The sequence below is a fragment of the uncultured Mucilaginibacter sp. genome (assembly GCF_903913935.1).
In the GTDB taxonomy this organism is placed as follows: Bacteria; Bacteroidota; Bacteroidia; order Sphingobacteriales; family Sphingobacteriaceae; genus Mucilaginibacter.
This window is the reverse complement of sequence record NZ_CAIWNH010000176.1, coordinates 1-9,279: the sequence shown is the minus strand read 5'-3', so window position 1 is coordinate 9,279 and position 9,279 is coordinate 1. Positions and strand designations below refer to the sequence as shown.

At 44.1% G+C, this 9,279-nt stretch carries 10 protein-coding genes; all 10 read right to left on the bottom strand.

Features of this window, described 5'->3' with window-relative positions; translation table 11 throughout:
• The coding region (locus tag QZY09_RS06675; RefSeq protein ID WP_295669925.1) for a DUF4140 domain-containing protein at window positions 1–558 on the bottom strand (558 nt) is incomplete at its 3' end.
• Between the two features lie 104 nt (window positions 559–662).
• Entirely contained in the window at window positions 663–2,267 is a 1,605-nt protein-coding gene (locus tag QZY09_RS06670; protein ID WP_295669922.1) for a NuoM family protein, read from the bottom strand.
• A gap of 120 nt (window positions 2,268–2,387) precedes the next feature.
• Entirely contained in the window at window positions 2,388–4,490 is a 2,103-nt protein-coding gene (locus tag QZY09_RS06665; RefSeq protein WP_295669919.1) for an NADH-quinone oxidoreductase subunit L, read from the bottom strand.
• A 2-nt stretch (window positions 4,491–4,492) separates the two neighbouring features.
• Window positions 4,493–5,038, bottom strand: a complete 546-nt coding sequence (locus tag QZY09_RS06660; protein ID WP_295669916.1) for a hypothetical protein — start codon at window positions 5,036–5,038, stop codon at window positions 4,493–4,495.
• Window positions 5,039–5,042: 4 nt separating this feature from the next.
• Complete coding sequence (gene nuoK / locus QZY09_RS06655; RefSeq protein ID WP_295669912.1) at window positions 5,043–5,348, bottom strand: NADH-quinone oxidoreductase subunit NuoK; 306 nt, start codon at window positions 5,346–5,348, stop codon at window positions 5,043–5,045.
• Window positions 5,345–5,863, bottom strand: a complete 519-nt coding sequence (locus QZY09_RS06650) for an NADH-quinone oxidoreductase subunit J (protein ID WP_295669909.1) — start codon at window positions 5,861–5,863, stop codon at window positions 5,345–5,347. The genes nuoK and QZY09_RS06650 overlap by 4 nt, the downstream gene beginning before the upstream one ends.
• A gap of 26 nt (window positions 5,864–5,889) precedes the next feature.
• A complete protein-coding gene (locus QZY09_RS06645) occupies window positions 5,890–6,477 on the bottom strand; it encodes an NADH-quinone oxidoreductase subunit I (RefSeq protein ID WP_295669906.1) in 588 nt (195 codons plus the stop codon).
• 98 nt (window positions 6,478–6,575) lie between these two features.
• Window positions 6,576–7,646, bottom strand: a complete 1,071-nt coding sequence (locus QZY09_RS06640) for a complex I subunit 1 family protein (protein WP_295669903.1) — start codon at window positions 7,644–7,646, stop codon at window positions 6,576–6,578.
• A 157-nt stretch (window positions 7,647–7,803) separates the two neighbouring features.
• Window positions 7,804–8,637 (bottom strand): glutamate racemase, encoded by an 834-nt coding sequence (gene murI, locus QZY09_RS06635; RefSeq protein ID WP_295669900.1) that lies wholly within the window; start codon window positions 8,635–8,637, stop codon window positions 7,804–7,806.
• A gap of 68 nt (window positions 8,638–8,705) precedes the next feature.
• Entirely contained in the window at window positions 8,706–9,221 is a 516-nt protein-coding gene (locus QZY09_RS06630; RefSeq protein ID WP_295669897.1) for an OmpH family outer membrane protein, read from the bottom strand.
• Window positions 9,222–9,279 lie beyond the last annotated feature (58 nt).

Below are 9,279 nucleotides of genomic sequence, written 5' to 3'. Positions count from 1 at the left end.
CTTATCATATTTTTGCAGTTCGAGGTTTAGAGCTTCAATGGTATTATTTACGGCCTGTTGTTTTTCCTTTAGCCCGGTTAAACGTTCGGTTTGAAAATCAAGCGCCTGTTTTAGTTTGGCTACATCCAGGCCGGTGCTTTCACCGCTTACTACCTGGTTTTTGGCGATCATAGTTTCTTCGGCCTGGTATATAGCTATCAGGCTGTTTTGCAGCGATATTTTATCCCTGATCGCTTTTTGTACCGATCGGAGTTCCTCCACATGCTGCTGCTTTGCCTTTTCGTTTAAAAAATCAAGTTCATGTTTTACGGAGAGAATGGTAAATGCGCCTCCGGCATGTACCTGGATGCTTTGCACATCGATCCCCGGGGAAATTTCGCCAAATATTAACTGGGATGTTCCTGCGCTTACGTTTACCATAGCCGTACGTGTTACCTGTGCCCCGTTTAAAAACACGGTAACTTTTTGAACTTTTGATACAACTTTTTGCCCGTCTTCAGCATTTGCGGCCATACCGGTTATCACCAGCAATACGGCCAATAGTAATTTTTTAAACATGCTCTTTTTGTTAAATAAATAATTCCTGTTGGTTTAGCCGCACGTTGGCGACGATCATTTACAGGATGCATGTTTTTGTGTTATTCCATAAGGGACACAAATATTTATTTCAACTGAAGAAAATGCACAAAAGCCAATACCGAATCATTGATCTTCCCAAAAACCAGCGAAGGCATTAAGCCCAACGCCAGTACCATCAATGTTAAGGGAAATAAGGCTATCCTTTCGCGGAGATTAAGGTCAACTAATGCAGTTTGCCAAACAGCGCCGCCTTTGAGGTTTACTTTGCCGAAAAACATGCGCTGGAGTGTCCATAAAAAGTAGGATGCACCCAGCAAGATCCCCAACGAAGCACAAGCGGCCATCCAGTAAGGCAGTTCGCCGTTAACGGAGTTAGATTTGAACGCGCCGACCAATGAGAATGCTTCGCCGATAAATGCCGAAAAACCGGGTAACCCAAGAGAAGCAAAAAAAGCGATGGTGACATAAGCCGTATACCGGGGCATAATAGAAGCCAGTCCACGGAAATGGTTGATCCCCCTGTCATGTACGCGGTTATAGATTACGCCGGCAAGGAAGAACAACATGGTGGATAAAAAGCCATGACTCACCATTTGCATTACTGCACCGCTTAAACCTTCGGCGGTTAATGAGGCAACGCCAAGTAACACAAAACCCATGTGCGACACGGAGGAATAAGCAATCATGCGTTTCAAATCTTTTTGGGCAAGGGCATTTAACGCACCGTAAATTATGGAGACCACACCCAAAAGCCCGAGCCAGAAGGCATGGGCAGCGGCCACTTCAGGGAAGATGCCTATACAAACCCTTATAATGCCATATCCGCCGACTTTCAGCAGGATACCTGCCAGGATAATAGAAACCGGTGTAGGGGCCTCTACGTGTGCGTCGGGCAGCCAGGTGTGCAGGGGTACAACGGGCACTTTAATGGCAAATGCTACAAACAATACCAGGAAGCCAACACCCCGTGCCGAAAAACCAAAAATAGTTTGATGGCTGAGGATGCCGAATACTGAACCCTGCTGAAAATTCGCCGGGTTCATCATCTGGATCATGTTAAAGGTATGGTTACCGGTAGCCGGATCCTTAACAGATAAGTAAAGCCCCACCATAATCAGCAGCATAAACACCGACCCGAACAAAGTATAGAGAAAGAATTTGATCGCAGCAAATTCGCGCCTTGCACCGCCCCACATACCGATGAGGAAATAAAGGGGCAACAGCATTAATTCATAAAAAATATAGAACAGGAAGAAATCGAGCGAACAGAATACACCGGTAACCGCCATATCCAGGATCAAAAACAGGATAAAATATCCCTTCAAGTTGCTCTTGATCTCCCAGGAGGCCAGGGCCGCTATCACCAATACAAAGGATGTCATTACCAGCAGGGCGATGGAAAGGCCGTCGATGCCTACAAAATAATCAATCTGCATCCTTCCGGCGGGGCCAAGGTCAAGGTTGATCCATGGCAATTTTTGCATAAACTGGAACTGGGCCTCGTGATTGATCCCGCCGAATGCTGCGCCTGTTTTAAAATTGCAATAGATAAATATACTCATGCCCAATTGCACAAGGGTAGCCAGCAGGGTAATATATTTAAAGCCCGCCCGCCATGACGACGGCATCACCGCGATGACAATACCGAACAAAATGGGGATAAATATGAGGAGGGTGAGGATGTTCATGGTTAGATTCAAGAGTCAAGAGTCAGGAAACAAGATTTAAGAAATAAACTGATAGATGGGAGATCCTGGGACACCATTAACCTTTCGCCTTTCGCCTTTAACCTTTTCTCTAATCTCATATTAAAAAAACGTTTTCAAAATAAATATCGCCAAAATAACGGCCAGCATGCTAAACAGGTAATATTGTACTTTACCCCCCTGGAACCTGCGGGCGAAATTGCCGATGATCCGTACCGCTTTAACCAGCAAATTTAAAAAACCATCAACGATATTACGGTCCATCCAGGCTGCTAATTTGGATAATGCTACGCTCATTTTTGCAAAAAGGAGAATAAACCCGTCAATTACCCTCCTGTCGAACCAAAAAGTAACCAGGCTGGTGTTCAATATGGGTTTTACGATGGCATTTTGGTAAATGCTGTCAAAATACCATTGATTGAAGGATAAGTTGAAGATAACGCCGGTTTGGGCAAATGGGTTTGTTCTTTTGCCGGTATAAATAGTATATGCAAAATAAATTATCAGCAAACTACCAATATTTATCACAACAGGTAATACCATTGCGAAACCTGTTTCATTTAATATACCCAGCAAACCATTGTACACCCAACTAGCATCCTGAGAAAAGGGATTCGTCGAGAAAAACGGGAAGAAACAGCAAACCGAGAGCAGTACAAGCGGCAATTTATATTGCCAGGTACCATCGCTCATATGCAATTTCAGATCCGGCTTGAACTGCAAGACCCTTAATTCGCCAAAAAACACCTTTACGATGAGCCTTGCCACATAAAATGCCGTGAGCCAGGTAGTGAGTAAGGCTAAAATTGGGATAATCTTGAAAAACACGTTCTTGCCAGCACTCCATTCAAAAGCCTGCACCAGGATGCCGTCCTTGGATAAAAATCCTGAGGTAAAAGGCAAACCTACCAACGCTACCCCTCCTATTAAAGCGGCAATAAAGGTAAGCGGCAATTTTTTGCGCAGGCCACCCATGTTCTGGATATTTTGGGGATCGATTTCAAGGTTGTTATCATCCCGGATATGGCCCATCTGGTGAATAACGATACCTGCTACCAAAAACAACAGGCATTTAAAAAATGCATGGGTTACCAGGTGAAACAGGGAGGATGCATAAGCGCCTATGCCCATCGCCATGACCATATAGCCCAATTGCGAAATGGTGGAATAGGCAAGGAGCCGTTTCAGGTCGTTTTGGGTGAGGGCGATAGTAGCCGCCATAAATGCGGTAAAGCAGCCAATGATGGCCAAAAAAGTTAATTCTGCATCATTAAACAGTGGGTAAACCCTGCCCAATAAAAGCACACCTGCCGCCACCATAGTAGCCGCGTGGATGAGCGCCGACACAGATGTTGGCCCTTCCATAGCATCAGGCAGCCAGGTATGCAGCGGGAACTGTGCCGATTTTGCGGCTACCGCTAAAAATATGCCGGCAAAGGCGATGTATTGCCAGATGGCAGGGATTTGAATCGATCCGCCAGTGATCACAATCGCCCCACTGTCATTTGGAACCGAATTGGAACTTAAATGCCACAGGCCGTTTTGTATATTAGAATGACCTACCAGGTTAATTTGCCCGAACAAAGTATCCAGGTCAAAAGTGTGATACATGCTGAAGAGTACCAGAATCGCAGACAAAAGGCCGATATCCCCTATCCTGTTCATGATAAAGGCTTTTTTATTAGCAAAAACCGCTTTATCGCGGGTGAACCAAAAGCCGATAAGCAAGTAAGACGAAAAGCCTACGAGCTCCCAAAAAATATAGAACAGCACCAGGTTATCCGACACTGCCAGCGCCAGCATGCTGAAACAAAAGAAACTGAGGTAAGCGAAGTAACGGCTGTATTTTTCATCGTGCCGCATATAGGCGGTTGAATAGAGGTGCACCGGCAATGCAATTAAATTAACCAGCAGCAGCAATAAAACCGAAAGGTTATTGAGCAATATACCCGCATAAACCGGGGTATCGCCAATGGTAAACCAAAGCATTTGCTGATGCACCTGGTGCCCGTTCCAAACCTTTGAAAAAATAAATGCGGCTAAAACACAGCTGATCAATATAAAAACCGTAGATACCCAACCGGCCACTTTGCTCCATTTAGCCGGCAATGCTGTGTTAATCACAAAAGCAAGCAGGGGCAATAACACCGCAATCAGCGTGAATTTTATGGTTAGGGCATCTATGGATTGTAAAAAATGTTCCAATGTTATTGCTTCGTTGTGATGATTAATGCTGGCGTCTTATCTCTGATATCAATGCTTTTTGTCGAAAATTCCGCAGATTTTATTTTCTCAATGGAAAGTTTGAATAATTTAGTAATCCGATCCGAATAACCTGTTAGTTGTTCCCCATCTACAATAAAAGCAACTTCGGAATCATCACCTTTATGTTTATCTAAATAATCGACGTATGCCTTTGAAAAAGCGCTTAATTTTTTTTGATATTGAAAAGTTGCATATCGTTTTGTTGTAATAATAACCACACCGTTTCCACCTCCAGAACCATAAAGTATCTCGGCTTCTGCACCTTTTAAAACAGATACTTCAAGAATATTTTTAGGATTTAATCGCTTGATACTCCGTTTATAAATTTTTCCATCAACAACAAACAGTGGCTCGGCGTATTTACCTATTGAAGGCGCGTCAACCAGCCTAAATTGCTTTGAGCTATCTTTATGTACCGTATCAGTCCCTTGGGCAAAAACATTTACTGACATCAAAAAACAAAAGATCAACATTGATATATATCTCATGTTTTCAATCCTTCAAATTATCAATTTTCCCCGGGTCAATTGTTTTGTACCGTTTGTATACGTTTAATATAATGGCCAGGGCTACTGCGGTTGTTGCTGCTGCCAATACGATGGCAAACAGCGCAAACATTTGCCCGCTGTTGGCCACCCGGTCGTAACGGCCAAAAGCTACCAGGTTTAATATGGCGGCATTCAGCATCAGCTCAATAACGATGAGGATTTGGATAGCATTGTGTTTGGATACGATCATATACAAACCAATGCAAAACAATACCGCGCTCACCACCATAAAATCGGTTAAACTGATCATGGCTTAGCCTCCTTTCGCGATAAATGCGCCGCGCCAACCAGCGCGATCATCAATAAAATGGAGATCGCCTCAAAGGGCAGCAAATACCTGGTCATCAGGTTTACGCCGATGTTCTCCGTCATGGCGGCATCCGGCTGGATGTAGTTTTTGTAAGCGACCGACTTCTGTATCCAGGGCAGGCTGTCGGGATGAATGTTGATGGCAACATTCACCAAAACGATCAAAAACAAAACAGCCAATAATATTGCAGGCAGTTTGCCGATACTGATAAACTTATTTTGCTGCTCGGAAATATAGTTCAAATTCTCTTTTCCAGATAGCATAAAGGCAAACAGGATCAATACCAGGATGCCACCTACGTAAATTACCACCTGCGTTATCGCCACAAAATCGGCCATGGCCAAAACATACAGCCCGGCCAACGCCAGCAGGGTAATAAAAAACATAAAAATGGAGCGGACCAAATTCTTTGTCGCGGCTACAAACAGTGCCGATGCCAGCGCGATAAAGCTCATCAGGTAAAACAGAAATTGCACCATGCTCATACGCCACCCTCCTTTTTCTGCATAGCGGCCAATTTGGCTGCTGCCCGCTCGGCCTGCTGCTGTTCCAATTCCAGGCGTTTTTCTGCCGCCATTTCGGGCGTCATATCCGAGAATTGATAGGTCAGATCTTTTAATTCAAATACAGTGCGATCATACTGGTTGGTCATCACAATACATTCGGTAGGGCAAACTATAGTACAAAGGCCGCAGTACATACATTTGGCCATATCAATATCAAACTTCGCCGCATATAATCTTTTGGTAGTACCGTCTGAGGTTTGCCCGATAGCTTCTGTCGCTTTAATGGATTCGATGTCAATACAGCTTACCGGGCAAATCTTAGCGCAAAGGTCGCATACAATACAATCGTCCATCTCCACCTCCAGCTGGTACCGCCCCACCTCGGGGATCGGCAGCTTCTGGTGCGGGTATTGGATAGTATTGGTACCGCCTTCCAGGTTTTTAAAGTAGTTGTTATCACTTGCCGGCAATATCTCCCGCTTTTTATGCGAGGCAAAAAGGTGCCTGAAGGTGATGCTTAATCCCTTAAATGCTGTTGTAAAACCTTTTGTTAAATTGCTCATTTATTATCATTACGTCATTGGGTCATTGGGTCATTGGGTCATTGGATAATTTAATTGAACTCTTCAATGACTTAATGACGCAATGACCTAATGACTTTCTACATTAAAAATATCCTCCATAACCCCGATATTAGCATACACACAAACGCGGTGGGTGTTAATACCTTCCAGCAAAAATTCATCAGCTGGTCAACCCTGAAACGTGGCAGTGTCCACCTGATCCACATTTGCACGCCTACCAGCGCCAGTGTTTTTATGGCTATCCATAATATACCCCAAACGGCGCCGGTTGTCCATGTTGCCAGTTGCACAGCGCCTATATTGGGTAAAGGTGTATTCCACGCACCTAAAAAAAGCACCACGGCGATCATCGATACCAAAAACATCATGGAGTATTCCGCCAAAAATACAAAAGCGAATCTTAGTCCTGTATATTCGGTATGAAAACCCGCCACCAGTTCCGACTCCGCTTCGGGGATATCAAATGGTGCACGGTTACTTTCGGCCAGCGAGGCAATAAAGTAGATCACAAAAGTGATGAGCAGGTGCGGCGCCCTGAAAACGTTCCAGGCAAAAATGCCACCGACATGGGACACATCCCAAAAGCCGGCGAACGTGATTTTTTCAGACGCCATGATCCCCTGCTGTGCCGAGATCACCTGCAGGTTGAGGCTTTGCGCGATCATAACCACTGAAATAATCGCAAAACCTGCGGGGATCTCGTACGAAATGATCTGCGCCGCTGAGCGCATAGCTCCCAATATGGAAAATTTATTATTGGATCCCCAACCAGCCATTAAAATGCCAAGGGTTTCGATGGACAGGACCGCGAAAATATAATATAGTCCTAAATTCAGGCTGGATGGCGCTAAGCCCGGCCCCCAGGGCAATACGGCAAAGCCCAGGTAAACGGCAATAAAGATAATCCCCGGCGCCATCATAAACAGCAGCTTATCCGCTGCGGCCGGTGTGATGAGCTCCTTTTGCAGCATTTTTAATATATCAGCAACAGTTTGCAGACTGCCGAACTTACCCGTTTCGGTAGGGCCCAACCTGTCCTGTATAAAAGCGGAAACTTTACGCTCGGCATAAACGCCAAACAACGCAAAGATGGCCGAAAAACCAAATAAGCCTATCGCGACAATAAAATATGTGATATAAAAGTTCAACCCTGGTGCTTTGGTGCAAACTTAGTAAAATTGGTTGAATGGTTGATTAAGTTGATTGGGTTAGATTAGGTGGAAAAAGTTGATTAGGGTGGATTGAGTTGAATAAGTTAATCGTTAACCACTCACCTAATCAACTCCATCAACTATTTCAACCAATTCACCCCTTCACCTCCGCAAATTCTGACTTCACCGGTTCTCCAAAGAAGATCTCGGCATAATGATCAAAATCTGCGGTATCATCAGTAGTCGTAAAAAACTTTTGAGTGCCGTTTTTAGACAGGCTGCTTTCCATTTCCGGGTGGCGCTGCAGGTAATCTACAAGGCTTTTGGCTACAATATCGCCCTGCGCTATCGCCTGGATACTGTCGGGCAAATAGGATTTAATCTTTTCCAGCAATAATGGATAATGCGTGCAGGCCAGCAATAAGGTATCAATATGAGGGGATTGTGCCAAAACCTGGTCGAGGTATTTCTTTACAAAGTAATCGGCACCGGGTTTATCATGCTCGCCATTCTCAATCAGCGGTACCCAAAGCGGGCAGGCCTGCTGGTAAACTTTAACATCGGGAAAAAAATGGCCGATCTCGATGAGGTAAGAACCAGACTGCACCGTTCCTTTAGTACCCAGTACCCCTATTTCTTTGGTTTTTGTATAATCTCCTATCACCTCTGCCGTTGGCCTTATCACACCAAGCACCCGTTTGGCCGGGTCTTCATTCAAAAGATCTTTTTGCTGAATGGTGCGGAGCGCTTTTGCCGATGCCGTATTGCAGGCCAGGATCACCAGCGGGCAGCCTTGTTCAAACAGCCATTTAACGCACTCCCAGGTATATTGATGAATGGTTTGAAATGAACGGTTACCGTAAGGCGCCCTGGCGGTATCGCCCAGGTAGATATAATCATGATCGGGCAGTTGCTGTATAATTGACCGGAAAACGGTAAGTCCGCCAAAGCCCGAATCAAAGATCCCAATGGGTTTATTATAAAACATCAATACAAAAATACAAAAAGCGCCCCGTATTTGGGGGCGCTTTTGTATGTGGTTAGCAATATTTTATATTATTTTAAACCTAAGGCAGCTTTAACAGCAGGCATAAGGTCGTCACCTTCAGGAGAAACCAATATTGGAGATCCTTGTGATGAATCCAATACATAAGTATAACCTTTTGTTTTTGCAACCTGGGATACAGCAGCTTTAGCTTTATCAGTGATCGGTTTGATCAACTCATTGCTTTTTGCATCAACTTTTTGCTGTGCATCAGTGTTGTAATCCTGCATTCGCTTTTGGATATCAGCTAATTCAGCTTGTTTTGCTGAACGGATAGCGTCAGTCATAGTTCCCTGAGTAGTCTGGAATTCTTTTCCTTTTTGCTGATATTCATTATTCATCACAGTAAGCTGATCAACAAACTGTTTCTGATAGCTTTCTATCGAAGTTTGAACGGTTTTGAATTCGGGCATATTGCGAACCAGTTCACCGAAATTAATATAACCGATTTTGGTTTGTGCTTTGGCAAAGTTGCCTACAAATAACATGCATACCGCAACTAAAGCAACTTTAAATACTCTTTTCATTTTTTGTTTTTTCTGTGTTTAAAAATAGTGGGATTATAAATACTAATAAAATTTTAAT

Excerpts from the sequence above, each read along its gene's own strand:
- QZY09_RS06670 (WP_295669922.1), bottom strand. The coding sequence starts at position 2,267 with ATGAACATCCTCACCCTCCTCATATTTATCCCCATTTTGTTCGGTATT.
- QZY09_RS06660 (WP_295669916.1), bottom strand. The coding sequence starts at position 5,038 with ATGAGATATATATCAATGTTGATCTTTTGTTTTTTGATGTCAGTAAAT.
- nuoK (WP_295669912.1), bottom strand. The coding sequence starts at position 5,348 with ATGATCAGTTTAACCGATTTTATGGTGGTGAGCGCGGTATTGTTTTGC.
- QZY09_RS06650 (WP_295669909.1), bottom strand. The coding sequence starts at position 5,863 with ATGAGCTTTATCGCGCTGGCATCGGCACTGTTTGTAGCCGCGACAAAG.
- QZY09_RS06645 (WP_295669906.1), bottom strand. The coding sequence starts at position 6,477 with ATGAGCAATTTAACAAAAGGTTTTACAACAGCATTTAAGGGATTAAGC.
- murI (WP_295669900.1), bottom strand. The coding sequence starts at position 8,637 with ATGTTTTATAATAAACCCATTGGGATCTTTGATTCGGGCTTTGGCGGA.
- QZY09_RS06630 (WP_295669897.1), bottom strand. The coding sequence starts at position 9,221 with ATGAAAAGAGTATTTAAAGTTGCTTTAGTTGCGGTATGCATGTTATTT.